At 59.1% G+C, this 25,610-nt stretch carries 14 protein-coding genes; 5 read left to right on the top strand and 9 right to left on the bottom strand.

Annotated features, from left to right (window positions below; translation table 11 throughout):
- Nucleotides 1–191: 191 nt before the first annotated feature.
- Together ETAA8_RS24475 and ETAA8_RS24470 are read right to left on the bottom strand one after the other, a co-directional pair.
- Complete coding sequence (locus ETAA8_RS24475; RefSeq protein ID WP_145094722.1) at nt 192–905, bottom strand: (5-formylfuran-3-yl)methyl phosphate synthase; 714 nt, start codon at nt 903–905, stop codon at nt 192–194.
- Nucleotides 902–1,486: a hypothetical protein gene (locus ETAA8_RS24470; protein ID WP_145094719.1), complete on the bottom strand. Its 585-nt coding sequence runs from the start codon at nt 1,484–1,486 to the stop codon at nt 902–904. Before ETAA8_RS24470 ends, ETAA8_RS24475 begins: the two co-directional genes overlap by 4 nt.
- 167 nt (nt 1,487–1,653) lie before the next feature.
- Between ETAA8_RS24470 and ETAA8_RS24465 the strand changes: the two genes are divergently transcribed.
- A complete protein-coding gene (locus ETAA8_RS24465) occupies nt 1,654–2,544 on the top strand; it encodes an acetamidase/formamidase family protein (RefSeq protein WP_145094716.1) in 891 nt (296 codons plus the stop codon).
- Nucleotides 2,545–2,584: 40 nt separating this feature from the next.
- On the opposite strand, the gene ETAA8_RS24460 is transcribed toward ETAA8_RS24465, so the two are convergent.
- From ETAA8_RS24460 to ETAA8_RS24450, 3 genes are all read right to left on the bottom strand, one after another.
- Entirely contained in the window at nt 2,585–3,415 is an 831-nt protein-coding gene (locus ETAA8_RS24460; protein WP_145094713.1) for a sigma factor-like helix-turn-helix DNA-binding protein, read from the bottom strand.
- A 471-nt stretch (nt 3,416–3,886) separates the two neighbouring features.
- The gene (locus ETAA8_RS24455) at nt 3,887–5,053 is read right to left on the bottom strand and encodes a S1C family serine protease (RefSeq protein WP_145094710.1); all 1,167 of its coding nucleotides are present in this window, start codon (nt 5,051–5,053) and stop codon (nt 3,887–3,889) included.
- Between the two features lie 118 nt (nt 5,054–5,171).
- Nucleotides 5,172–5,612 carry a TraR/DksA family transcriptional regulator gene (locus ETAA8_RS24450; RefSeq protein ID WP_145094707.1) on the bottom strand — a complete coding sequence of 147 codons (441 nt, stop codon included), beginning with the start codon at nt 5,610–5,612 and terminating at the stop codon, nt 5,172–5,174.
- Between the two features lie 656 nt (nt 5,613–6,268).
- Here ETAA8_RS24450 and ETAA8_RS24445 point away from each other — a divergent pair.
- The 4 genes from ETAA8_RS24445 (at nt 6,269) to ETAA8_RS24430 (ending at nt 14,765) form a co-directional block, all read left to right on the top strand.
- Entirely contained in the window at nt 6,269–10,186 is a 3,918-nt protein-coding gene (locus tag ETAA8_RS24445; protein ID WP_145094704.1) for an FHA domain-containing protein, read from the top strand.
- Between the two features lie 267 nt (nt 10,187–10,453).
- Nucleotides 10,454–12,352 (top strand): serine/threonine-protein kinase, encoded by a 1,899-nt coding sequence (locus tag ETAA8_RS24440; protein ID WP_145094701.1) that lies wholly within the window; start codon nt 10,454–10,456, stop codon nt 12,350–12,352.
- A gap of 134 nt (nt 12,353–12,486) precedes the next feature.
- Nucleotides 12,487–13,677 carry a formylglycine-generating enzyme family protein gene (locus tag ETAA8_RS24435; RefSeq protein WP_145094698.1) on the top strand — a complete coding sequence of 397 codons (1,191 nt, stop codon included), beginning with the start codon at nt 12,487–12,489 and terminating at the stop codon, nt 13,675–13,677.
- A 68-nt stretch (nt 13,678–13,745) separates the two neighbouring features.
- Complete coding sequence (locus ETAA8_RS24430; RefSeq protein WP_145094695.1) at nt 13,746–14,765, top strand: helix-turn-helix transcriptional regulator; 1,020 nt, start codon at nt 13,746–13,748, stop codon at nt 14,763–14,765.
- Between the two features lie 10 nt (nt 14,766–14,775).
- Here the strand turns inward: ETAA8_RS24430 and ETAA8_RS24425 are convergent, their stop codons facing one another.
- From ETAA8_RS24425 to ETAA8_RS24410, 4 genes are read right to left on the bottom strand one after another with little or no spacing between them, the layout of a single operon-like run.
- Entirely contained in the window at nt 14,776–18,267 is a 3,492-nt protein-coding gene (locus ETAA8_RS24425; RefSeq protein WP_202921245.1) for a YhaN family protein, read from the bottom strand.
- Complete coding sequence (locus tag ETAA8_RS24420) at nt 18,264–19,520, bottom strand: metallophosphoesterase family protein (RefSeq protein WP_145094688.1); 1,257 nt, start codon at nt 19,518–19,520, stop codon at nt 18,264–18,266. The genes ETAA8_RS24425 and ETAA8_RS24420 overlap by 4 nt, the downstream gene beginning before the upstream one ends.
- 27 nt (nt 19,521–19,547) lie before the next feature.
- Nucleotides 19,548–22,727 (bottom strand): UvrD-helicase domain-containing protein, encoded by a 3,180-nt coding sequence (locus tag ETAA8_RS24415; RefSeq protein WP_145094685.1) that lies wholly within the window; start codon nt 22,725–22,727, stop codon nt 19,548–19,550.
- Nucleotides 22,724–25,597 (bottom strand): PD-(D/E)XK nuclease family protein, encoded by a 2,874-nt coding sequence (locus ETAA8_RS24410; RefSeq protein ID WP_145094682.1) that lies wholly within the window; start codon nt 25,595–25,597, stop codon nt 22,724–22,726. The genes ETAA8_RS24415 and ETAA8_RS24410 overlap by 4 nt, the downstream gene beginning before the upstream one ends.
- Between the last annotated feature and the right edge of the window lie 13 nt (nt 25,598–25,610).

Below are 25,610 nucleotides of genomic sequence, written 5' to 3'. Positions count from 1 at the left end.
CTGTGGTTGACGTCCCCATGCCTCGTGATGAGGCAACATCGTTGGGAGCAGTGGAAATGAACCGGGTCGTCAGCGAGCTGGCAGAAAGATGAGCTTGCGAGCTCTCACCAACGACGACAGCAGTATTGAACTCCGTCGCCATCAAGTCAAGCAATTGGCGCAGCCAAGCCAGTCGCCAAGGGCTGAGAATTTCAACGCAGCGCTTGACAGTGATCTTGGGGAGTGCTCAGCGCGCGCGACCACTGACGAATCTTCGCCGCCGATAATTGACCACTGCGCGGACCATCGCAAACCGCGCCACGCACCGCCAGATAAGCGGGGCGCAGCGGCAGTAATGCGGAAACATCGCCCAGTTGCAACGAGCCCGCCACCACGAGCATCAGCTGGGCCTGTTGCACTTCACTGGCAAGCGCCGCGAGCTCGGCAGTGGAGCGCAGTTGCAGCACCGACCCCCGCGTCTTATCGAACGTGTCGATCAGCACGGCTGCGATGTCTGCCTGCGCGGCCAGGTCGAGCACTTCGTCTGGTGCCGGTGCGCCGCACGAATTCCAATCGGCATAGATCACCGCCACCGCTTGCACGCCGGTCGCCAGGCTTTGTTGCCAAGCGTACCAACGAGCCTGCCAATCGTTGAGCGCGCCACAACCGGCCAGACCAACCTTGGCGAACGTCAGACCCGCTGTGGCCTGCGCTCGGCCGAGAACTTCGCGATCGAGCAATTCGCCGAGCGCGGCGCTCACGGGCATATACTCGCCCACCGCAGCCATCACGGCTTGCCACACGGCCGGTGATGTCGCGCCCAGCGATCCGTGCCGCGGATCCTTCACATCGATCAACTGTGCGCCGCACTCCACGGCCAGCAGCGCTTCGTCCGGACCCTGCACACTCACCAGCAGACGCGTCACTGAGTCACTTCCCCTGCGGCAACATCCGCTGTGGCAACTTCGGCTTGAGCACGCTGGGCACGATGCGCTTCGGCCAGCCGGCGATTCAAATGCTTGAGCGCTTCACCACTGATCGGTTCGCACCACGCGCCCCGCAGGGTGATGTAACCTTCGCACCAATGCCCCAGGGCGGGCTTCACATCGCGATGGTGCCAATCCTTGGCTCGTTCGGCGAGACGGACGATGACGTTGCTCGTTTCTGGTTCGCGGCCCTCAAGGTTCGGCAAATTGCTCGGTCCTTGCCCCAGAAAAAAACACTCGACAATCTCCAGCGGCACTCGCACCGGATCGTTCTGTTCGAAATAGACCAGCAGCCAGTGCGGTTCGAAGGCGAGCCGCGGCTGGGCGGCTAGCCACAGGATATTGCCCGTGAGAAACGCCGCCCCGGCAATGATCGCGCCCGCGAGCACGAAGAATCCCCAGTGCCAACCTTCGAGCCAGGCAGCCACCAGCAGAAAGATGCCGCTCAGGGCGACCAGCGCAGGCAAGATCAGTCCCAGCAGCAGGGCTCGGCGGTTCGTGCGTAACCAAACTTCAGGCATGGAGCGAAATCGGCAGCGGTCAGCGAGACGGGGAATCCACAATCTCCCGTTGTAGCAAAATCGGCCCTCCTGCCCAGCGGCATGCGTAGCGGCAGCCCTCAAACATTGTCAAAATGTCGTCGCCCCTCGCCTCCTCCATCGCACCCGCCCGCCTGGAACAACCTGCCATGCAACGCCTCCCCATCGGCCCGCTGTACTACGAATACAGCCGTCACAACGAACCTCGCCTCCGCATTCAACCGGGCGAAACGATCGTCGTCGAAAGTGAAGACGCCTTCAGCGGGCAGATTCGCACCAATGCCGACCGCCGCGACAAATCCATCCAGCCCAAAGGAAATCCCCAGACCGGCCCGATCTGGATCGAAGGGGCCGAACCGGGCGATTCGCTAGCTGTGACCATTCGTGAAATCAAACCTCTCATTGGCCAATGCAGCACGCGCACCAGCGACCCGCGCCAACTGGCCGAATGGCTTGGCACCGAATGCCCGCACGGCACCCACGTCTGCGCCATCAACGACGGCCAGATTCATTGGAGCGACAAGCTCACGATCCCTTATCGCCCGATGCTGGGCTGCATTGGCACCGCGCCCGATTGGGGTGTTCCCACCACCATTCCCGCTGGCGTGCATGGCGGCAATATGGACATCATCGAAGTCTGCCCCGGCAATACCATCTACTTGCCGGTGTTTGTCCCCGGCGGCTATCTCTACCTGGGCGATGCCCACGCAGCGATGGGGCACGGCGAACTCTCAGCCAGTGGCCTCGAGATGCCCGCCGAATCGACCATCACCGTCGAGCTGCGTAAAGGTAAAAAAATCTCCGGGCCGCGGATCGAATCACCCACCGAACTCATGACCGTCGCCACCGGTTGCCCGATGGAACGCGCCACTGCCGAAGCCTTCGCCAAGCTCATCCTCTGGCTCGAAGCTGACTATGGTTGGGATCGCTGGCGAGCCTACGATCTGCTCACGCACGTCGCCAGCATCAGCGTGGGCTACTACGCCATCGGCACGGTCGCCACCAAAATCGAAAAACGCTATCTCGTTGGCAACGCATAGCCTGGTTGGAAGCCAACTACCGGGCAGCCACGATTGCGCGTTACTTTGCGCTTCTCTTGCGTTGCAAGAACTTTGCTCGCGCGCGGCGCTGCTTGGCAGTCAGCGGCTTGCCCGTGGCCGCCGGTTGCTGGTCTGGCAGCGGGGCGGAAGTGGCCAACACTTGCTCGAGTTCCTCGCGCGGCGAGAACCCTTCAGCCTCCTCTTGAACAGGTACTGTGCGCCCCTCGATTCCCCGAAAGAACTCAATCAGCTCGCGGCGCGAAAGGTATCGCTTGCCACGACTTACAGCCTGTTGACCGGACTTCTTCTCAGCCATTCGCGGCGATTCGGTCGCCTCCGTTGAACAGTCCTCCAACGGGTGGTTCCTGGGCGCTGGGGAAGTATCGTGTTCGTTTGCATCCGCGATGCTCTCATCGACCGCGAGGTTCCAAGGTGGCAACCGAGACGCGGCCAGCTTCGCCGCCATTACATTGATGCGCGCGGCCTGAGCCAGGTAGCGAACATCGCCGCAGCTAGAGCGGGTCGTGCTCGTCTCCAAGCCGGCGCGAAACTGCGAGTTGACCGTGCGGGTGATCGTCTCTTCACCTTTCGACTCTTCGAAACTATCGAGCGCGGCCTTGAAGAGAAAATCGAACCGTTCCGCGGCCAATTCCCGGGCAACATACAGCCGCTGAGCCCGCTGTTTTTCATCATCGTCAGCAGGGGCCGTCGCCACCAAAAAGTCCAGCACTCGCTGGACGATCTGACAAACGCGAGTCTGCGAAATTCCCACGATTTCGGCCACTTCGCGAGTCGTTCGCTGTTCGACTTTAATCAGACGAAAGACCTGAAAGTCCCGCTCACTGGGCGGCGCATGCAGTTCGGCAACCATGGTGGTGCGTCCTCCTGAAAAAGGGAAAAGTTGTTCTCCCCATTCCAGCACACCCGCTTGACACGTCTGGTCACAGCGCTAGCAGAATTGTAGCCATTCACGCCAGCGTGCCGACACTCGGTTTCGCCGCCATTCAGGAGACCCGAAGCGTGAGCGAGGCGCGTGCTGATCGCGGTGAAGAGCCGTCGCGGTTGCCAGACCATTCACTTTACCGAGTTCAATTGCGCAGCTTGCGTCATCCCAACGAATCACGAGAGAAATACGCTTCCATGCCTCCCGTTCGCTTTCCTCGCTCACGCTTCGGGTTTCCTCAAGAGGTACCAACCTGAAGCATGATTTCGGGATTCGCACGTTTGGGTTCAGGAGGATTTTCGGGTCATCGCCGGGCGGCAGAAGACAGGGTCAACTCGCCCGAAAAACCTCCCGACCCCGGGCAGATCGTCCGTGTGTGTTTGGCAGTCTCGCGGAGCGCTACTCGTTGCGCGAGGTTTCGAGAGCGGGCTTGAGATCGCTGCGATTGCCGACACGGACGCGCAGGCGAACGGTCTGAGTATCGCGCATGAGGGTCAGTTCGACTTCCTTGTCGACGGGAGTCAGGCTGACCAGGTTGATCAGATGGTCGTCGTCTTCGACGCGGTAACCGTTGAAGTTGAGGATGACGTCGCCGGGCTGCAGGCGGGCCATTTCGGCAGGGGACCGAGGAGTAACGCCAGTGATGCGCGCCCCTTCGGGTCGTTGCAGGCCGGCAGCGATTGCTTCTTCGCGGGTGAAAGTGGCATCGAGTTGAACGCCGAGATAGGCGCGGACCACCTGGCCGTGATCGATCAGTTGATCGGCGACGACCATGACCATGTTCACGGGAATCGTGAAGCCAATTCCTTCGTTACCGCCCGAACTGCTGGCGATGGCGGTGTTGATGCCGACTACTTCGCCGCGCAGGTTAAGGAGTGGTCCCCCGCTGTTGCCGGGGTTAATGGCGGCATCGGTTTGGAGGAAATCTTGATTGGTGACGCCGTCGTCGCCGAGTTGCAAGTCGCGGCGACCTTTCGCGGAGATAATGCCATATGTCACCGAATGGCTGAGGCCAAACGGGCTGCCGACGGCGAGAACGAAGTCGCCAATTTCGAGCTTATCGCTGTCGCCGATGTTCGCCGGAATCAAGTTTTTGCCGGGAACGGCGAGAATGGCGATATCGGTCTCGCGATCGGCCCAGACTTGAGTTGGTGCCAGTAACCGGCCGTCGGAGAGCTTGATTTTGATGCTGGCCAGCGACGAGTACTTGATCACATGGCGGTTGGTGATCACGAAGTGCTTGCCAGCCCGTTCGATGACGACGCCCGAACCGGCTTCTTCGACCGTCTTGTTCAGATTGCGAGCATCGTCGTCGCGCTTGGCTTCGATGTGCACAACCGAAGGAGTGACGAGCTTGACCGTTCGCTTGAGGATGTTTCCCTGTTGTTCCAGGTGTTCGACGTCCCGAGCTAATTCGGCAAAGAGCCGGGCGCGGTTATCAATGGAGATCAACTCTTCGGCAGTCGCGGGCAGGCTGGCCGTCAGACCACCGGCGAAGAGGAGGAGGCCAGTGCCGTGGGCGCGAACCAATCGCCAGAAGCGGAAATTGCGACGAATGACAGGCATGGCCGAGATCCTTCCTTGGAAACAGCCCGAAAAAAAGCCGGTGAAGTCACTTCACCGGCTCGTAGGCATTGACGATTGCCGGAGACGCTGCTGAGCTGCGATCTCGGGCGGTGCAATGCTAGGAGATATCGATTTCGACATCGCCGGACGAGACATCGCTGTCGAGCCCGAAGTCGAACATTTGCTTGGCACCGGAGCCGATGGTGTCGCCATTCTTTTCGGCTTCGCGTTGGCAAGTGATGCACATGGTGGCATAGGGCAGGGCTTGCAGGCGGGCGAGCGGAATGCCGTGACCGCAACCTTCGCAGCTGCCGTAGTCGCCTTGGCGCATCCGCTCGAGGGCGACGTCGATATGCGCGAGTTCGCGACTTTCGACTTCGGCCAACTGCGAGCTGATTTCGTCCTGGGCAGAGTCCATAGCGGCGTCCATCATGTCGCCGGAAGTCTGCTGGCGGAGTTCCTTGAGCGAGCTCAAGTCGCCCGCAAGGGCTTTACGCAGAGCGTCGCGCCGGCGAACGAGGATTTGACGAAGTTGTGCTACTGCTTCTTTACGTGCCATTGTTCTGGTCTCCTCCCGCTTGATTTGTCCGGTTTGCCCCAAAGAGAGCTTGGATGTCGGCCGCCTCAAACGCTGTGAATCACTCGTTGCCTCTGTGGTGTACCGTAATTACCGCTGCCGTGGTCGCCTCTGTGCTTGTGCCCGCAAGACAGTGCTGCCACCCCATTTGTTCGCCCAGCATTAACCGAAATATAGTACGAAAGCCGGCTACTGCGGCTGGCGAATTTATCGACTTAGGTAAATGACGAAACTAGCTCGATTTGACCTAAGTGCTTAGCGCATCGACCATTCTGTCGCCTGCTACGCGTTGGTAGCGAACTTGACAGTTCGTGATGCGGACACACGGTCAATTCAACATCCTTGGCCGAACTGCAGAATTGACTCCCCAGCGACGTGCTGCGGTTCACTACAGTCGGCAATCCCCGCCGCACTCCGATAATCGGCATATTCGGCGGCCGCATTCAGTTCTTGTCGTCAGAATCGGCAAAACCTGCCGGCTCAGCCGTTCTTTAGGGTTAGGCAGGGGCGTGGAGTTTTGACGACAGGTGGTTCGCAAGCTACATGCCCTTGGGCAGTACCGATTGGCAGTCCCTGCGCGAGCTCGCGCTCGTGGATGTTGCGACCACCCTTGAAGGTTTCGAACGATGCAGTCACTGATGACACCCCCCCGAACATTCAAAACTGGTTTGCTTGGTTCTGCGACCGGCGACCTGGTACTCCAGATTTGCGGCGGCGAGCACGACGGCCGAACGCTGCGGATTGCAGCGGCCAAGTGCGTAATCGGCTCCGCCACCGGCTGCACGCTGCGGCTGCGTGCCCGGGGAGTTCGCCCGATCCATTGCCTCATCCTGCGGGGACCTCGCGGCGCGGTCGTCCGCTGCTGGACGGCCGATGTCCTGCTCAATGAGCGGGGCTTTTCGGAATCTGCCCTCGGCGTGGGGGACTCGCTGCAACTCGGTCCCGTCAAGCTATCGGTGGTGGATCTTGGCCGGCCGGCACCTGCAGACGAGGCGCCTGCTGAAGAGGAAGCCGAATGTTCAACGGTTAATCAGACACCAGAGGCACAACCGCCGCAGCGCCCTTCGCCCCGCGTTCGCAATCGCCGCAAGCAGCTGTTTGACGTGTTGCGACAAGATCGCAAACAACAGGCCGAGCTCCAAGCGACGATTCAGTCGCAGTCAGAGCAGCTAAAGGCGATGCAGCAGCAGGTTGAGCAAGTGACAGTCGCCGCCACGAACGTCGAACGCACCTCGACAGCTGCAATCGACGATTGCGTGCAGCAGCAGTTGGCCAAGACTGTCGAGCAACTTCGCCAGGAACTCGAGGCTGCCGCCCAACGTCGCGCGCTGGAGCAGCAATCGGTCAGTCGCCAACGTGCGAACTGGGAAGAACAGGCCGAACAACGACGAACCGCGGAATTGCAGCAACTGCGCGATGAACTGCAGCAAGAACAGGCGTTGCAGTCGAGCAAGATGGCCGCGGAATTGAAGGCCAAACACGATGGGGAAATCGCGCAGCTGCGCGATGCGGCGATTCGCGCTGCTGCCAGTACCAAAGCCGAGCTGACGGCCATCGCGGATGAGCGAGAGACCCTGGCTCGGGAGGTCGCCGCGCTCAAGCTGGCCCTAGAAACCAAAGAACACAGCGAAGAGTTCTCTCGGCAATCGATTGCGTCGCAGATCGAACAATTGTCGCACGCCTTTGAGCTGGTTCGGCAAGAACGCGATGAGCTCTTTCAGCGCCTGCAGGACGAGCAACTGAACTTCGACCAACAACTGGCCCGCGCGCAGTCGCAGGCCGATGAAGCTCGGTTATCGGCACTGCGTCAACTGCGCGAAGTGCAGAGCAATGCCGATACGAAGGCTGCTCAACTCGAACAAGAGCTCACCGCACTCCGCTCGCAAACGGCGGGCGCTTCGACGTCGCTACAACAAGAACGCGATGGTTGGACCCAGGCTCGCAAATCGCTCGAAGCTGAGCTCGTCGCGCTCAATGGCCGTCTGCGTCAAAGCGAAGAACTGCTGCACGAAGCGAGAGAAAACTCCGGTCAGCTGCAAGCGGCAGTGCTGGCGGAAGCTGAATCGGCTCGCAAAGAGCGAGATGCCGTCCGCGCGCAAATGTTGCGTCAACAACAAGACTGGACCGAATTCCGCACTCGGCTGGAAGCGGCCGGTGTGGAAGAACGCCAACTTGCTGAAGAACGCTGTGCAGGCCTGCAGGCCGAACTTGCGACCCAACGACAAGCCTACGAACTGGCCCGCAGCGAGAGCCGTCAGCTGCAAGATCAGCTGACCCAATTGCAAATTGAATTGGAGCAAAGCCAGGAGGCTCTGTTTGCCGCCGAACATGGCGTGAACAATCGTCTGCAGCAAATGACGGTCTCGATGGAGCAGTTGCAGATTGATCGCGGTGGCGTCGAAAGCCAGCTCGAGATCGAGCGAGCCGAATGGGAGCAAGAGCGAAATGCGCTGGCTCTCTGCGTTGCCGAGTTGCAAACCGAAGTCACGCGTCTTACCACCGAACAGGCCGCTGCTGAAGAAGCGGCTCGCCAGCAACTAACGTCGGAGGCGGAACGCCGCGTCGACACCGCGCAGCAGGCCTTGATCGCCGCGCAGCAACAACTCGAGCATTGGCAGGAGGCCGCGACCACCAACAAGTTGCAATGCGAAGAGTTGCTGGCCGCCGCCGCCAAGTTTCAGCGTCAAGAACTTGCCTGGCAACTGGAGCGGGAACAGCTCGAGATCTTGCAGCAGAGTTCGAACGAACGCCTGCAACACCTCGAAACGGCCATCAACGATCTCCAGCAACAATTGGCCGATGCTCACGCAGCCGTCGCCGTGACCTGTGCTCCGTCGTCGTTTGCAGCCCCGCCGGCAGAAGAAAATTTGGGACGGACGATCAACGTTAACAATCAAGATCTGGCCGCCTTGCAAGAGCAAAGCATGCTGGCGGCCGTGGTGCCAGGTGGCCTCCTGGCTCCGCACGATGTCTCTCACGTGCCGGACTCGGCCGAACTGCAAGCTCGCGCGGCCACGTTGCAGGAACAGGCTGAAGAGCTCGCAGCGCAACAATCTCAGCTGGAAGAACAGCAGGCCATCGTCGCTCGCCAACGCATTGAGTTAGAGCAATTCCAAGCTTCGCTGGTCGAGTTGGAACAAACGCTCCTGCACCGCGAACAAGAATTGCAGCAGTTGGCTTCGATGCCGGCAAACGCTGCTGCCGTACCAGCTGCCGATCACTATTACGAGCACTCGTATGGCGGAGCGGAAGAAGCCGAGCGCGAGTCCAATCCACTGTCGGAAAGCGAAGCCTTTGCGGCAATGGCCGACCAGGTCGCGGCGCTTTATCGCGAACCGCAAGAAGTTGTCAACGAGCAAGTATCTCTGGCCGATGCCAACGTGCACGATAGCCTGTACGATTCGCCGGCAACGTTCTCCAACCCGGAAGAACCGCTATCGAACGCTGAGGAACCAGACGCAGAAGAATCGCTGATCATTCCCACGACTTCGCCCGCAGACGCAGAGGTGGCGGACGCCGTCAGCAATGAGTTCATCATTCAGCCCAGTGCCGATGACGTCGTCGAGGCAACTCCCCCGTTGTTCAATGCGGAGGAGTCAAGCGCAGGTGATGACTTCGAAAGTCAGCTCGAAGCCCGTATGGCCCGCGTCATGCGGCAAGAGAAGTCGTCGTGGAACGCAGCCAGTTCGACTGGCAACGAAGGCTCCGATAATCTCGCTCCCGCCGAGCCCGAAGCTCCTCCCACGCAATCTCAAGCGGTGAACAGCGTCCTCGACCGCCTGCGCGAAGCAGGTTTGTGGAAGGGTGAGGGGACCGCGAAATCAGATCAGTTGCCGAGTTCGCATCCCCCCGTGGATGAAGGTCTCTGCCGGCAGAGCAGTGTTGGCGCGATTGTCGGTGATCTGCCCACCGCAGCTGACGTTGAAGAGCAGGTCGAAGAGGAACCAGAGGACAACCTCGCGCTACTTGCGAGAAGTGCTCCGGCGAAGGCCAGCTTGTTGGAATCTCCCACCAGCGAACAAAGCGAGGCTGATGATTCGATCGAGTCTTACATGTCGCGGTTGATGCAGCGTCTGCGAAAAAGTGATGAGGTCGAAGAACCGGTCAAGAAGAACACGGGAAATAATCACTCGCGCGTTTCAACCCCTGTTGCCGCCCCCGTGGTTCCGGTGGCTCCGGTGAAGCAGACAGATTCGACGCCGCTCACAAGCTTGTCGGACTTGGCTCCTCGTAGTCAGGCACCTGAACTAGGCGCCAATCTCGCAGCAATGCGCGAATTGGCGAACTCGGCGGCTCGTGGCGCGATCGAAACGCACAAGCAGCAGAGCAGTGCCCAGCGAGTCACGAAGCGAACGGTATTCTCGCTCATGGCTTTGCTGGTCGCGTCGGGGTTTGTGCTGTGTTACGTCCGCACCAATTCGAGCATCGCACTCGGGGGTGTCGCACTGAGCATTCTCTGGGCGGTCAGTTCGAGCGCCCTGGCCGGTTATCAAAACATGACACTGCGCCGCGCGTCGCAGGATTCCAACGATGTTCCCCCGGACGCAGCGAAATAAGTTGCCAGCCTGTCGCTGAATTTGTTACTTCCTCAGGCGACGGGTCTATTGTCATGTTTCCAGATCGCCGCTTTGGTGATTGCGAACTCGTGTCGAATAGCCAAGCGAGTGGCGAAACTTATCGTGTCGTTTAGCACCCGGCGATCTTGACGAATCGGGTTGAGTAGCCGCCCCCAGTGATTTCGGCGACAATAAGATTCGCGCGGCAGCTCTTGTTTCTCTAGGGCGAGAGCGCGATCGTGGCTCGCAACACTCGGGATGTGCTGAATGGCTTTGGAACAACTGGGCCCCTATCGACTGGAAAAAACGCTCGGTCGCGGCGGCATGGGGGCGGTCTATCTCGGCATTCATCGCGAGACGGGCGAGAAGGCGGCCGTGAAAGTTCTGGCTCCGAACCTCTCCGACGATTTATTGTTTCGCGAGCGCTTTAAGGCCGAAGTCAACACGCTCAAGCAACTGCTTCACCCGGGCATTGTCCGTTTGCATGGCTATGGCGAGGAGGACGGCCACCTCTACTATGTGATGGAGTATGTTCCCGGGCGCAACCTGCAGGACGAATTGGCGGCCGGCAGGCGATTCACGTGGCGCGACGTGACCCGCATGGGTGTTCAGATCGCACTCGCCCTCAAGCATGCTCACGATCGTGGTGTCGTACATCGCGACCTGAAGCCTGCAAACTTGCTGCTGACCGACGACGATCAGGTCAAGCTCACCGACTTTGGCATCGCCAAACTCTACGGCGGCACGAGTGTCACTGCTGACGGCAGTGTGATGGGAACCGCCGACTACATGGCGCCCGAGCAAGCGCGCGGCAAGCAGGTCACCAGTCGCTGCGATCTTTATAGCCTGGGAAGTGTTCTGTACGCGCTGATCACCGGTCGTCCCCCGTTTGCAGGCAAGACGCTGACGGAGGTGATTCACAACCTGATGCACGAAAAGCCGGTGGCCTTGCGGCGTTTGGCTCCCGATGCGCCGGACGAACTTGAAAACATCGTCATGCAGTTGTTAGAGAAAGATGCGGCGAACCGAATTCCCACAGCGATTGCGGTGGCGAATCGCCTCAAGGCAATGGAGCACGCGCTCTCGATCGAAACTCGCATCGAGCCACCCACACCAGCCGTTGATGACGACGATTTTGCCTTGCAACCGTTAGACCAGCCAACTCCCCGCTCGCATCCGACCTCCCGGGGCCTCAATTCGTCGCCGACGGTCGATATGCCCGCCAGTGGTCCCCATTCGGCATTGGTCGGCGGCGAACTCCCCACGCTCATCACGGGTCCCAACCCAAGTCCGCTAGCGGGACTGCCGACTCAAGCCACCAGCCAGAATGCAGTTCAACCTTCGGCAGCTACGCATGCCCCGAGCGGAAATGAATACGCGCTAGCACCACCCGTCAAGTCGTCTCACTTCACAACGGTTAGTGAGGAAGAACTGCGTCGCAAGTACGAGTCGCGCGAGGCTCCCCAACAGAGCAAGCTCGATTGGGCCAAGCTGGCCGGTGTGCTTCTGAGCGGACTCGTGGCGTTGGCCTTGTTCGCATTTGCGATGACGCGTCAGCCATCGGCCGATCACCTGGCCACCACAATTCAAGCTGCAGTCGATGCCGATGGGACGGAAGGGCTGATTGTCGTCGAAGCAGACCTGGAGAACTTTATCGAACGATTTCCGGACGATCCTCGCGCTGGGCAGATGCAAGCTTATGCAAAGGAACTCGACTTGTATCGCCTCCAGCGGCAATTCGATCGTCGGACCCGGCGCAGCGCTGACGGGCAAGCCCTGTTGCCCGTGGAACGGCTCTATTTGCAGGCTCAGCGAACAGCTCAGACCGATCCGGTTGCTGCTCTCGAGCAGTTCGAGGCCATTGTTACCCTGCTTGCCGGCGATCGAGATCCGAAGGCAACAAAAGCCGACGAACTGATTGCGACGCGCTGCTTGGATTTGGCAAAAAAACAAATTGAACAACTGAAAGAGACCGGTCTGCAGACCGAGAAACATCAGCTGGAATTGATTCGCCGCCAATTAGACCGTGCTACGGAACTGGCGACCGACAAGCCCGCGGAGGCTGCAGCCATTCGCCAGAGTGTAATCACGTTATTCGGCGACAAACCCTGGGCCGCCGAGATGGTCCGCGAAGCTCAATCGTCTGCCTCGGCAACAGCGCCGTAGTCGTCCCTTTTCGCGCCACGCGTACTGTCATTTCGTTCACTGATTGAGTACGATGTTTGCTGCTGAAACTGCTTCGTTTTTGCAAGCTTTGGCAGCCTTCCTGCTTCTGTTTTCCTTGCCATTCTGAGATTGAAATGTTTGCAACCGCAGCGCGTAGCTTGATAGTGCTAGTCGTATTTCCCTCCCTTCTGTTGGCTCAAGCGAGTGGCGACACGCTGGGAATCTCGAAAACCAAACCGGCCGCCGGACGTTACGTAGAAACGCCACACGGCTACATGATTCCCTATGAGGCGAAGATTCCCGGCACCGATATTACCTATCGCATGCAGCCCATCCCGGGCGGCAAAGTGAAGGTCGGCAGCCCGGAGTCAGAAGCGGGGCGCCAGCCCGATGAGGGGCCACAGTTTGAAGTAACCATCGAGCCTTTCTGGATGGCCGAGCGCGAAGTCTCGTGGGCCGAATACAAGTACTACATGACGATGCACGATCAGCTGAAGAAACTCTACGAAGCGAAGATTCGCCCCGTGGCCGATCCCAAGAGCGACCTGGTCGTGACGGCGCCTTCGAATTTGTATGATCCCACGTTCACGTTTAAGCAAGGTGCCGATCCGCAGCAACCGGCCGTGACGATGAGCCAGTTCGCCGCCAAGCAATACACCAAATGGTTAAGTGGCATCTCTGGGCAGTTCCTCCGTCTGCCCAGCGAAGCCGAATGGGAGTATGCCTGCCGCGCTGGCTCAACCACCGCATTTCACTTTGGCGATGATCCGAAGCAACTGGGCGACTATGCCTGGTACTACGAAAACGGTGGCGAGACCACTCACAAAGTCGGCCTGAAAAAGCCGAATGCCTGGGGCTTGTACGACATGCATGGAAACGTCGGCGAGTGGGTTTTGGACGAATACGCTGCCGACAGCTACAAGGCCCGCGCAGGTAAGACTGTTTCCGCCGCTGAGGCCATTGCCTGGCCAACGAAGCTCTATCCGCGCATTGTCAAAGGTGGTGGTTGGGACGACGACGCGGCCAATTGTCGCGTGGCGGTTCGCCAGCAATCGGACGATGATTCCTGGCGCGGCGAAGATCCCAACTTCCCCCAAAGTCCTTGGTGGTTTACGAGTGAACCGGCCCTGAGCGTGGGCTTTCGGCCCATTCGTCCGCTCCAAGCGCCAGCGACCATTGCCGAACGAAACAAGTTTTGGCAAGCAGACATTCAACAAATTCGCGATGACGTCAATCAGCGCGTCGATAAGGAAGGCCGCGGTGTCCGCGGCATTGCCGACGCAGCTTTGCCCGCCGACTTGAAGAAGCTGGAAGATCCCAAGTAATGGGTGCGGGGAGTTTTCCACGCTAGTCTCTCCGTTTCGTATGGTCTCGGCGGCTGGAGTTTTGCGTCATGGCTCGTAACGAACAATTGGTTCGCCAACACAAGCTCCTGCAGATTCTGGAAGCGAATCGTTTTGGTCGCACACTCGACGAACTGCGCGAAGCTGTGGTGACTGAACTTGGCCTGGGGACACTGCACGAACGGAGCGTCCGGCGCGACCTCGAAGCTCTGCAGGCAGCGGGCATCGATATCGAGATGCAGGAATCGCAGCGCGGCCGAATTTGGAAGTTTGGTCCCCGCGGTCGTGCCGCGGTGAAAGTGGCAGCTTCCGCGACCGAACTAATCGCCCTGTCGCTGAGTCGTGACTTGCTCTATCCCCTCGCGGGTACTCCCTTTTGGCAAGGCATTGAATCGTTTTGGAATAAGCTGCAAGAAGAGCTGCCCCCTGCTGTTCGCAAGCACTACCAAGAGTATCGACAGACGCTCTACGTGCGCGGCATGCCCGCCAAGTCGTATCAGAAGCAGCAAGGCATTCTGGGTACGCTCCATCGGGCAATTCTGGAGCATCGCATTGTCGACATCGAGTATCAGCCGCCGGGCAAAGATGTGCAGAAGCGGACCATCGAGCCTTACGCAGTCGTTTTCTATAACAACAGTCTGTACATCCTGGCTGCGGCCAGTGAGATTCCCGAAGGTCAAGAGCGAATCCGGCACTTGAAGCTGGATCGCTTCTTAAAAGCCGTCGCTCTCGATCAGTGGTTTCAGTTGCCGCCAGACTTCAATCTCGAAGAGCATCTCGGACAAGGCACGGGCATCTTCTCCGGCGGCAAGCCGCGAGACTTCAAAATCCGGATCACTGCCCGCGGCGCACGATGGGTGGCTGAAGATCCGTGGCATCCTGAACAAACTATCGATCAACAGGCTGACGGCAGCATTCTGCTAACGGTGAAGGCCGCGCACGAGTTGGAAATCATTCCGCGCGTGCTGTCGCTCGGTACCGAGGCGGAATTACTCGCGCCCGAAGTATGCCGGAAGATGATCGCCGGCGTGTTGCGTCAAGCGGCCAATCAATATGGCCCGGCATCGTAATCGCATTCGGTCAAGCTTTCAGTCGCTGGACAAACAATACATCCTTGGGGAGCGCTTCTTCGGCGAGACGAACCAATCGCTCGTGATGTGTGAGCACAATCACTTGCGTTGATTTTGAAAGTTCGCCAAGCACTTCCAGTGCAGCCCGCGATCGGTCGTCGTCAAAGTTAATCAAACAGTCGTCGACGATAAACGGCAGCGGCTCGCGATGCGCGAGTTGCACCTCCAAACTCGCGAGGCGAATTGCCAGATACAGTTGATCGCAAGTGCCCGAACTCATTCCCTCGATCGGCACGGCTTCCCTGCTCGGCCTTACGCCGACCAGGATCGACTTCCCTTCGTCGTCCAAATCCGAGCGAATGCCGGCGAACGACTGCAACGTGAGCTTCGCGAACAGATCGCTGGCTCGCTGCAAGACGGGATCTTGATTGCTCTCTCGCCAGGCCTCGACTGCTTTGCGCAGCATCGCGGCTGCCAACCGCAGGCGAATGTATTGTTCGCTCTGCTCGCGAATCTGGCTAAGCAAGCACTGCGCATCTTGTTCGGCGGCAGCTGCATCGTCGGCACCTTGCCAGCGACTTCGCTCGCTGGCAAGCGCGCCCGCACGTTCCGAGGCTGCAACCAACTCGCCATAGAGCGACTTGATATCACTTTGCAATTGCAGCTGCTCGGCCCGCAATTGTTCGCTCGTCAATGCGCGGGCTGCAACGGCAAACTGTTCGAGCGGTGTGGAGCCGGCCAGCGTCAATAAACGTTGCTGCAATTGTCGCAACTCCGCTTCCAACTGCCGACGGCACTCGGAGTTCTCGATGGCAGACACCAATTGTTCCGGATCGGCGCACTTTGCATCCAGGCACAGCTGTTTGAGTTGCGCCTTCAATTGGGTCTCGTCCGCGGCTGCCTTATCGCGCTGCGACATCGACCGCTGCTGCTGCTCCAACAACTCTTGCCGGCGGACTGCGCGTCCGCGCGCATCGTTGATTCGCGTTTGCAAGTGCGCGAGCAGCGCCTCATCCGAGCCGCTTGCTTCATTGCCCAGCCATTCCTTCGCCAGCGCTGCCAGCGAATTGTGGAACTGAGTTTGATCGTTGTCGATCGCGGCGATGCGAATCTCGAGCGCCTGCTGCTGCGAACTCTTCAACTGAATCTCGTCGCTGATTTGCACCAACTCTCGCACGATGGCCGGATCGCCGTCTGCGGGCAGCCCCAGCGGTTGCAGGAGTCCCTGCCATTGCTGTTGCCAGGCATCTTGCTGGCCCGCGAGCGCCTTCAGTTCTGCCTGCAGTCGTTGTTGATGGCGCCCTCTTTCGTCGGCCACTTGCTTAGCCTGCAACTGCCGTTGATAGCCTTCCTGCCAGGTTGCAATCAATTCCTGCGCGTGGCTTGTCACCTCGGTGAGCGACTGGATGCTCGCCAGAAGCGGATGACCGGCTGCGGTCAGCGAATCTTTCAGTGCGACTGCAGCTGCCTGTTGTCGCTGCAGTGCCGTTTCCAGTTCCTGCTGTTTCTGTTTGCAGGCAGCCTGCTGTTGCAGGATTGCCTCGAACTTTGCCAACCAGCCCCGCATTTCTCGGGGCGAATTGGTGGCGATGCCAGCCTGCTGCCAAACGGCTTCCCATTCATGTTGCGCCTGTTCGACTTCAGCTGCCGCGGCTTGTTGCCGCTTGGTGGCAGCCTCGAATTGCGTCAGCAACGCCTGTTCGCCCGCTTCACAGGCAGCCCGTTCGGCGACTTGCGAAGCATCGCGGCGCAGGCGATCCGAGATATCGTCCGCGTGGCGCACGGCCAATTCGAATTGGCTGACAAGTTCGCTAACGAGGATTGGCTTGGGACCGCTCCCGTTCCACTCTGCCTTCAGTTGTTGCCAGAGTTCGTCGCGCCGCTGGCGTGCTTGTTGAAGTTCGGCCAGCGAAGGAACTTCGTCTGCTTGTCGCAGAATCCGCAAGCGAGCTTGCATCTCGGACAGTTTTGCTTGCAACTCTGCAACGGTCTGCTGATGACGTTTGAGGGTCGCCGTCAGATCTTGTTGCCGTTGTTCGTGATGTTCGAGCGATTCCAAAGTTGGGATCGCGATTGCTTCCAGTTTGGCGTTGTCAGGCAGCGCTGGGCGCAGTCGCTGCACATCGGTTTGCAGTGCCTGCTTCGCGCGCGCGACGCTGCTTGTCAATTCGTCCAAGCGAGTCCGTTGCGCCACTTCTGCATGAGCCTGTTGCAGTGCGGCCAGCAACGGCTTGGGTGGCGGCTCGGTATAGCTGGGGGCGGCGAGCGCTGCACCAGCGGTGTGCTCGCTCTCCCAGTGGCTCAATTGGGTCCGCAGCGTTTCCTGTTGCTGCCGCAACTTGCCGGCCTCCTCGACCAATTGATCGATCCGTTTGCGCGTGGCCCGCGGCGGAGCAGTCAGGCTCTGCTGCTCGCCCAGTTCGCGCCTCAATTCGGCAATTTCTCGCCGCAATTGATCTCGTTCGCCCGTTCGCTTGGTGCGATCGGAGGCCGCTTTGCGGCAGGCACCGTGCTGCTCGACAAGTTCTTGAATCTCTGCCTGTTGTTGTAAAAGCGGCTCATTCGCGGGGAGTTTCGCCAGTGCCGATGAAACCTCTTGCAAGGCACCGGTGGCCTGGCTCAACAGCGCGGCCGCACTAGCCAGCGCGAGTACCTTGTCGGTTCGCATCTGGCTGAACTCGGTGGGCAACAGCGGAACCTCGGCGAGAGGTTTCAGTTCGGCAAGCAACTGATCGCGTCGCTGCAGTTCAGGTTGTGCGCGCAGGTAGGCTTCGACTTGCGACTGTCGCTGGCTGGCCGCTTGATGTTGCTCTTGAAGTCGCGCCTTTTGTAGCTGTGCCTCACTGTGTTCATCCGCCTTTCGTTTCCATTCATCGGCAGACAACAGCGTGTCGGTGACTCGCTTGCGCGCGTCCTTAAGATCATTCAGAGCTTTGTTGATGGGAGGATTGCGACCGCGCGGGGCAAACAGTTCTTCGCACTGATTACTCAGCTCTTTTTGCACCGCAGTGAGATTCGCCAACCCCGCGGCGGCTGCGAACAATATTTCGCCAACGTCACCTTTGCCGGCTGCAATCGCCCGACCACCCTCGACAAGCTCTTGATAGTGAATGCCAAACTGCTGCGCGAATTGGCGTTGTTCGATGTTCAGGAAAGTTTGGAGTTGGCTTTCCTCGAGTCGCGTTTCGTCATCCCCAGCGCGCAGCGAGTTCTTTCCTCCCTTACGGCGAATGAACTGCAGTTGTTTCCCCGCTCGATCTGCAATCAGCCCGCCGATGCGCAGCTTTTCGCTCCCGTGCAAAAAGCCCAACTCCAACAGATCGTTCCCTTGACGATCGTTCTTAATTCCGAACAACAACGATTTGATCGCCCGCAGCAGCGTACTCTTGCCCGCCTCGTTGGGGCCGTGAATCAGATGCACACCGCAACTGCCACCAGACAGATCGAGCGATTCGCCAGTAAATCGGCCGTAGGCCAGCAGGTCAAGCTTCAAGAATCTCATGCGCTGGACGCTCCTCGTTGCAAGCGATCGAAGAGCTGCGCCTGGACGCTCACGAGTGTTTGCTGAAGCCATGCCGAATCGGACAGTGGCAAGCTGTCGACTTCTGACATGAGCTCTTTCGGCAGCTTCTGCATCAGGTCGGCGTACTCCGTTTGCAATTCGGCGAGCATGGTTGGGTCGCTCTGCGCCTGCTGAAACAACTGGTTGAGTAGTAAGAGCGGCCCTTCGTCCAAAGGCTGTTGCGTTAGCGGGGGCAACGTATTGTCGATGACCTTCTCGACCCAAACTTGTCCGTACTGAGACTCCCGCGCACGCGCCCGGACAGTTTGCTTCCAGTTCTCCAAGTCACCAGCAATTTCCGCTTGCGCGACCGACCTGCCCGCAAAGGTTACCCGCAGTGCCAGCGGTAAATCGGCGTGTAAAGTTTGATAGCGCTGCAATTCTTGCGTCATCAATTCGAGGGCCTCGGCTGCACACGCGGCGGCCGAAACATCAACGCGGCAATGTTCCCAGCGCATCACGTCCAGCGGCATGAACGTTGGCGTTGCCTGGCCGCGTCCATCCACTTCCACCAGGTAGCAACCCTTCGCCCCGGCTTCGCGAATATGTCGCCCCTGCAAATTGCCGGGAAACACAATCCAAGGCCGCTCACTCAGCACTTGCCGTTTGTGAATATGACCAAGCGCCCAGTAGTCGTAACCATGGGCCACCAAGTCGTCGATGCTGCACGGTGCGTATCGTTGATGCTCGCCACCGTCGCCATCGAGCGAAGTGTGCAACAGGCCAAGATTGAAGTACCCCTTCACCGCGGCCGGATAGTCGCGAACCACGTTGTTCGGTTCCGCAGCACTTTCGAAGCCGCGACCATGAATCGCGACCCCAAAGTCTTCCAGCCGATGTGTGACCGGCTTCTTGGTCGGCAGCATGACGATGCTGGTCTGACTGAGTGACTTCGAGATACGACTTTGGGCATCGTGGTTGCCACTGATGCCGATCACGGGAATCTTTGCCCGTTGCAACCTGGCCATCTGGTCGACGAAGAAAAGACCAGTCTGATAGTCCTTCCAATCGCCGTCATAAATGTCGCCAGCGAGAACGACAAAGTTCACTTCCTGATCAATTGCCAGCTTGACCAGGTTCTCCAGCGCGCGGCGCGATGCGGCCCGAGTTTCGGCAACCGGGGCACCTTCGTAGCGGTCCAGATTCTTGAGCGGACTATCGAGATGAATGTCGGCGGCATGGATGAATCGCAAGTTCGGTCCTTCTCACAAGTGGCGGCATCAGGGGGAGGTCGAGGAAATTACGATCGCTTCGTCGCTGTTCAGGAAGATCAACCGCGCGCTGACGACGTTCAAGGGCAGATCGTATAACTTAGCAACTGCCGCACAGTAGGCTGCCATTTGCGGCCGATACAACTCGGTCTTTTTTGCCAGCGATCCCTGGGGGCTCACATCATCGGTCTTATAGTCGATCACTTGCGCACCGATGCGCCGCTTGCCTTGCCACTGCACGACCAGGCGATCGATGGCCCCATTCAGCAATCGTTCACCATCGCGCAACGCAAATGTCCGTTCGCGGAGCACCTTGAACTCGCACGAGGCAAGCTCCGTTTGACGCTGCGGTTGTTCGACGATGAGCGAACGACGATAGGCGTCTCGACTGAGTGATTGTTGCAGCGAGGGTTTTTTGAGGACTGCGTAAAAGCGTTCAACTGCCTCGGTCAGATTGAAGGTGGCTCCCAGGTCGAGCTTTTGCTGCGCGATCTTTCGTAACAAGGCTTCGCTGGGCAAACCATCGTCGAGCCATTCGACTTGCTCGAACCAGGCATGAAAGAGCGAGCCATATCGCATTCCAAGAGATGAGGGACGGAACAACTCGGCCAACTTGAGCCGGCTCCCTCCTTCGAGTTGCGACGGAGCCACTCGATCTAAATGCGGCGCTAGTTTGCTCTTGGCAGCAAGTTGAATGGGCGCCGGCGGCGAGGCAGGCATCGCGGGAAGCAGCCCATCGAGCAGTCCCGTCGGCGATTTGCTTTTCTGCAACTGCCGCCAATTGGCCTGGCCATGTTGATAAAGCAACTTGCCACTGCTGGCGGGACTATCGAGAGCCAGCGCCGCGCGGAGCAGACCGGCCGCAGTCTTGGGGGGCTTCTTTTCGGTGAGCTTGGCAGGTTCGATAATCATGTGCAGCGCGTGTACCGGGCGCGTGAGGGCCACATACAGCACGCACAGCGATTCGTCGATCTTCTGCCGCAGATTGGCGTCGAACAGCTTTTGGAAGTCATTCGGCATCAGGTTTCGCAGTTGTTCGTTCGCATAGCGGCAGACCACATTCACCGGCTGCGCGAGGCCCGCACGTCCCGTGACAAACGGATCAGGCTGGCCGGCAATCGTCCCTTCAAGTTCAGGCAGCACGACGATATCGAACTGCAAACCTTTCGATTGATGAATCGTCATGACGCGAATTTGCGCGGCCTGCGGATCGGCCACTTTCTCGGCTGCGACCAGATTCACAAAGTCCGCCGTACGCAGTGAACTGCGCGGTTGATAGCCGAAGGCCAACTCAACCAATTGCTGCAAGCGACTTAAATCGCGGCGGTCACAGTGCGGCGCCAGCCACTTGGCCCAGCGATAGACAACAGCGCCGTAACCTTCGTCGAGCAACTCACGCCGCAACTTCTGCGAAAGCCTGGCTATATCAGCCGGAAATGACTTGCGGGTGATGTTCAGGTTGGGTGCCAGCGGGCTGGTTGCCACATGAAATTGGCAAGCAGTATCGCCCGGATGATCGATCAGCCGCAGCAGCGAGAGAACCAGGCTGACCGCGGGAGAATCGGAAAGTGGATTGCCTCCCTCTTCGCTGGCCGGCATATCCAGTTTGCGGAGCAGATAGATCAGCTGCGCCACCATCGCATTCGAACGAACCAGCACGCCGATCGAGCAACCCGGAGCCTGTTTGGCCAGGTCAGCGATTCGCTGGGCAACGAAAGGACTGTGATGATCCTGCGTGTCATCGTCGTCAATTGCCGCCGGGGAGGTTTCGAGCGTGACATGCCCCGGCATCTCGCGATGGACGGTGGTATGCGGCGGAAAGGCTCGCTCCCACGCAGTGACGCCCGCTTCGTACCGATCGAGTGAAGGATGTTTCGTCAGATTCTGAAACACCTGATTCACGACGTCGATGATCGGCTGGGCCGAACGTCGACTCTCCACCAGCTTAGCGTTTTCGATGCCAACGAGCTCTTGCTCGAGCGCGCCAAAGATCTCGGCAAGCCCACCGCGCCAGCCATAGATGGCTTGCTTCACGTCCCCCACGCAAAACAAGGATGCTTCGGCCTGCTGCTTCGTAATTGCTTGAGCCAGCGGCCGCAGGACTTGCCACTGCGTGAGTGAGGTATCTTGAAACTCGTCGAGCAGCAAGTGATTCAGTCGCCCGCCCAGGCGAAACGACATATCCGCGGTGGTCCCTTGATCGGCAGCTGCCAGCGCCAGCGTGACGTCGTCGAAACGCAACAAGCGCCGTTCTTGTTTGAGGTGGCGATACTCGGTATCGAATCGCTTCAGCAATTTGAAGGTGGCTGCGGTCTGTTGAGACAATCGCTTCAGCAACACGCTTTGCGCGTGATCGATCAGGGCTTGATACGGACGCAAGACCTCGTCCGGAAATACCCAGGCATAGTACTTCTCCGCGCCCGATGCGATCTTTCCCGCCAGGCCGGTCGCAATGAAGCTTTCCCAATCGCCGGTCTCCGCATTCAGAATGTCTTTTTGCCAGGCCGCTACTGCGCGCTTGTCGGCTGGGGGAGAAATCTTTTGCAACTCAGACAGTGTGGCTTCCAACTGCTCTGCGGTAAGACCCGGCTTCGACGAGAGTCGATTCCACGCTTCCTCAGTTGTTTGACTGTACAAGCTGTAAAGATCGCTCACGGTTCCCGCGATCAAATCGCTCACGCCGCGCTGCGTTTCACCTTTCGTGAGCAGATGCAGCAGTGCCAACAATTCTTCGAGATTCTCGCGTTCCAGCACGCGCTCGATGGCCTCCGCCTGCAAGTCGGAGTCTTCTTGCACTTCACCAATCCGCCAGCCAGCGGGCAAACCGAGTTCCAGGGCGAATGTCGTGGCCAGTTGGGCAAAGTGACTATCGAGCGTGCCGATGCGCAGGCGATGTTGATTAGCCAGCGTGGCGATGAGTAATTCCCGGCAGCGAGCTTGAGTCAGCTCCGGCAGTTGCAGGGCTTTGCTGAGGCTTTTGCTGGCGCTGCGATCGACGGCTGCTTCTGCCAGTCGATGCAACACCCGATCGAAAATCTCGCCTGCCGCTTTGCGAGTGAACGTCGTCGCCAGGACTTTGTCAGGGGCAACACCGGCCGCCAGCAGCTGCAGATAGCGATTCGAAAGTTGATAGGTTTTGCCAGTGCCCGCCGATGCGCGGATGAGCAAGTGTGGGAACGCGGTACTCATGGTGCCACCTCGCGCGAGCCAAAGAGCCGACTGAGCGAATAGTCCTGACAAATCGCCGAGTAAGCATCTTCAAATGTGGGTGCCACTTCGTTGGGTGGCCAGAATGTCTTTTCCCGCAGCGCGCGAATTACGTGGCGAGCCTGTTCGTCGGCATCTGCCAATTCGCCAGGGGACCATTCTGCAATTCGATCGCCGACGCTGGCAGGGTCCTTGGGCAAGTTGACATAACCCAATTGCACCCCTTCGGAGCGAATATCGAAATTCGCATCAAGGCCGATACTTTTATACAGATGCCGATAGAGCGGCAGTTGCAAGTCGACCCACTCCCCAGCGCGGCGATGTACCTGATCGGGCCCTTTTGCCGTGTCGCTGGTCTTATAGTCGAGCACGCTGAGTGTCCGCTGGCCGGGATGATAGTCGATCCGATCGATCCGCCCGGCGAGAGTAATCGGCAGATCATCGACCTGCCATTTCACGCGCCATTTCTCGTTCAGGTCGATCGTTTCGCTAAAGACGATCTGCCATCCGGCCTCGGTGCGGGCAGCTTGCCAATCGGCAAACGCACGTAATCGCAGGCGAGCTTGCTCAATCTGCACTCGTACTGCCGCTCGGGCATGACGGGGGCGACAACGGACCGCAGCAATCGCGTCGAGACGTTCGTTGAAATAGTTGCGGAGCTTGTGCGAATCCGTACTGCGATTGATTTCTTCCTGGCGTCCAAAATCTTGCAGCACATCGTGAATCAAATTGCCAAACGACGGCGCATCGAGTTCGGCCGCTTGATCCGAATGCGATTGCAGACGCAATACATGGGAGAGATAGAAGCGATAGGGACAAGCCAGGTACGACCGAAATTGCGTGACGGTGATCTCGTCCAGTTCCCAACTGCTGGCATCGGGCCGCGGAACTTCGAGCGTGGAATGAAGCGGAATCTTCCCTGCTGGCGCGAGCAGGTTCGGCCGCGGCAGCGCCGGCGGAGGGGGCGAGAACCAGCGCAGTGCCCGCTGGGCAATCTGTTCGGCGGGGCCGGTGAAGAGCAGCCGGCTGGGGGCCAGCGGATCGCGCTTGGTATCGAACCGGGCCGTAATCAATTTGAAATCGGGCCGCGAATGCGCCAGAACTTGCAGCGAGTAGGCATCGCGCGCGTAGCGGCGATCGTCGTGCAGCAGACCCAATTCACGGCGTAACGCATCGGGCAGAAACGCATCGTTTTTGCGGGATTCCGGAACGAAGCCTTCATTGACGGTCGTCACAATCAGCGCCGGCGCGTCATCGAGCGGCAACTCGAGCCAACCGAGCAACTCGATTGCGGATGAATCGGGGGGTGGCGAAATGGCGACTCGTTCCAGAGGCCGCAGGGCCAGTGCGATGGCATCGGTGAGAGACATCAGCGGTTGCAAATGCGCCGGCAAATCGGCGAGCGCAGTAAGCGAATCTTGCACTTTATGGCAACATTCGAGCAGGTAACGATCGGCCAACTCATAACGCTCGACGAACCGCTCGCCATAGATGGTCTCTAGCAACTTGCTCGTATGTCGCATCCACACGCCCACCGGTTGTCGCGTGGTTGGCCAGGCGACGAAGAGCGATTCGAGTTCGGATACCAGCAGTTGCATGGCCTGTGCAATTTCGTCCTGCTCGTTGCGCTGCACTGCTGCCGAAAGATCTTCGCCATCGAGCCACGCCGAAAGCCGCTCGGCATAGTGACAATCGAGAATCGTGGGGACATCGCGCCCCGCGCGCTTGGTGGTCTTAAGTTTGGACGCTAGTCGCGCCTGCAACCAATCGTAGATATCCGGGTGCCGCACGCAGCTGGCGAGGTCCGCGAAGCGGCGTCGTTCAGCGTATGCTGTCGTCGCATCGAGCAATCGATACGGAGCTGACTCGGCGACTTTCTTGCCTTCGACCCAACGTGCTGTTAGACCATACTGTTGCAACTCGCGTTGCAGTTGCGGCACGAGCGCTTCATCGGCAACGCCCACAACCACTTCATCGGCAGCATAACGACCGTTCAGGTCGCGCACCCAGTTCACCACAGAATCGGCCTGTTCCGCGGGCCCTTCCACGCGAACCATTTGCGATTCGGCCAGCGGCAAGGGGAGTTGTTGCCACGCTTCGGGAATGAGGCAGCCGTGACTATCGAACCGTTCGGCTTCGGCAGTGGGAGCGACGATCAAAGCTGTGACTCGCGTCGACACCAGGTCGAGCATTTGCCGCAGCGCTTTGTTCATATCGACCATGCCCAGCAGGATCACATCGCAGTCGGTTCGTGGTTCCTTCTTTTGAATGGCAACGAGGCGCGCTGTCTGAGCATCCCACAAGTGGAGTTCGTCCAGCTTGAGCAGATAAGCCAATTGCAGTTTGCGAAGTGTTTGCCAACGAGCTTCCTCTGAGAAGTTGTCCCATTCCTTCGACCGCTGCAGAACCGCCGAGAAATCGAGTCCATCGGCTGCAAACTCTGCATGCTGGCGGCGAAACATCTCTGCCAATTCAAGCCAACGGATCGGATCGTCGGCACCCGGCGGGTGAGGCACCAGCGGGCGCAACTGTGCCGGCGGCGTTTGTTGTAGGACATTCATCCAAGCCAACTGCTGCACCAGCACCGCTGCCAAGGGGCGCTGCGGCTCGTATAGCAACTCCGGCAACTCGCCTTCGGTGACGATTCGCGGCGGCATGAACAACAACTGCCGGTCATCCGCGCGTTGCACGAGGAGTTCCAACAATCGCCGCCCGGCGCGCGAGCCCGGCACCACCACAATCACGTTCGATAGATCACACTCCCGGTCCCGGGAATAGCGCTCGACGATGTAATCGGTGGCAGCCAGCAGGGCCGCTTGTTTCCAGCCGAGAAATGCCCGTTGAATAGCCATCCGTAGTCCAGCA

This window comes from Anatilimnocola aggregata, from assembly GCF_007747655.1.
Taxonomy (GTDB): domain Bacteria; phylum Planctomycetota; class Planctomycetia; order Pirellulales; family Pirellulaceae; genus Anatilimnocola; species Anatilimnocola aggregata.
Note: the sequence above shows the minus strand (reverse complement) of the source record. Positions and strands in the feature narration are given on the sequence as shown.

Bases quoted from the DNA above. Each gene is read 5' to 3' on its own strand.
- ETAA8_RS24455 (WP_145094710.1), bottom strand. From the start codon at position 5,053: ATGCCTGTCATTCGTCGCAATTTCCGCTTCTGGCGATTGGTTCGCGCC.
- ETAA8_RS24410 (WP_145094682.1), bottom strand. From the start codon at position 25,597: ATGGCTATTCAACGGGCATTTCTCGGCTGGAAACAAGCGGCCCTGCTG.
- ETAA8_RS24440 (WP_145094701.1), top strand. From the start codon at position 10,454: ATGGCTTTGGAACAACTGGGCCCCTATCGACTGGAAAAAACGCTCGGT.
- ETAA8_RS24445 (WP_145094704.1), top strand. From the start codon at position 6,269: ATGACACCCCCCCGAACATTCAAAACTGGTTTGCTTGGTTCTGCGACC.
- ETAA8_RS24425 (WP_202921245.1), bottom strand. From the start codon at position 18,267: ATGAGATTCTTGAAGCTTGACCTGCTGGCCTACGGCCGATTTACTGGC.
- ETAA8_RS24415 (WP_145094685.1), bottom strand. From the start codon at position 22,727: ATGAGTACCGCGTTCCCACACTTGCTCATCCGCGCATCGGCGGGCACT.
- ETAA8_RS24460 (WP_145094713.1), bottom strand. From the start codon at position 3,415: ATGGTTGCCGAACTGCATGCGCCGCCCAGTGAGCGGGACTTTCAGGTC.
- ETAA8_RS24465 (WP_145094716.1), top strand. From the start codon at position 1,654: ATGCAACGCCTCCCCATCGGCCCGCTGTACTACGAATACAGCCGTCAC.
- ETAA8_RS24470 (WP_145094719.1), bottom strand. From the start codon at position 1,486: ATGCCTGAAGTTTGGTTACGCACGAACCGCCGAGCCCTGCTGCTGGGA.
- ETAA8_RS24435 (WP_145094698.1), top strand. From the start codon at position 12,487: ATGTTTGCAACCGCAGCGCGTAGCTTGATAGTGCTAGTCGTATTTCCC.
- ETAA8_RS24450 (WP_145094707.1), bottom strand. From the start codon at position 5,612: ATGGCACGTAAAGAAGCAGTAGCACAACTTCGTCAAATCCTCGTTCGC.
- ETAA8_RS24430 (WP_145094695.1), top strand. From the start codon at position 13,746: ATGGCTCGTAACGAACAATTGGTTCGCCAACACAAGCTCCTGCAGATT.